Source organism: Oleiphilus sp. HI0117 (genome assembly GCF_001635235.1).
The window spans coordinates 1-482 of the sequence record NZ_LWGA01000482.1 but is presented as its reverse complement, the minus strand read 5'-3'; the positions used below and the strand labels follow the sequence as shown (position 1 = coordinate 482).

At 48.3% G+C, this 482-nt stretch carries 1 protein-coding gene; it reads right to left on the bottom strand.

The genetic code is table 11. The annotated features are described in order from the left end of the window. Positions 1–482 (bottom strand): cell division protein FtsA (gene ftsA / locus A3757_RS05465; protein WP_068739277.1); only part of this gene is annotated, 482 nt, incomplete at both ends.

Sequence of the window (482 nt, the reverse complement as noted above, 5' to 3'; positions counted from 1 at the left end):
TTGTTCCACCACCAATATCCACAACACAGACACCTAACTCTTTCTCATCGTCAGTGAGCACCGCATAGCTTGAAGCCAACTGCTCTAAAATAATGTCATCAACGTCCAGATCACACTTCTGCACACACTTTTCTATATTCTGAGCTGCGTTAACCGCACAGGTCACCAAGTGCACCTTTGCTTCTAGACGCACACCAGACATACCCAAAGGCTCTTTAATGCCTTCCTGGCTATCAATCACAAACTCCTGAGGGAGAATGTGCAGCACTTTCTGGTCTGCTGGTATTGCCACAGCCTGTGCAGCATCGATAACACGATCAATATCGGCCTGAACAACTTCTCGATCTCGAACCGCAACAATGCCGTGCGAATTCATACTGCGAATATGGCTCCCGGCTATTCCTGCATAGACAGAGTGAATCTGGCACCCTGCCATCAGCTCAGCCTCTTCGACAGCTCGTTGAATTGCGTTAACTGTTGAC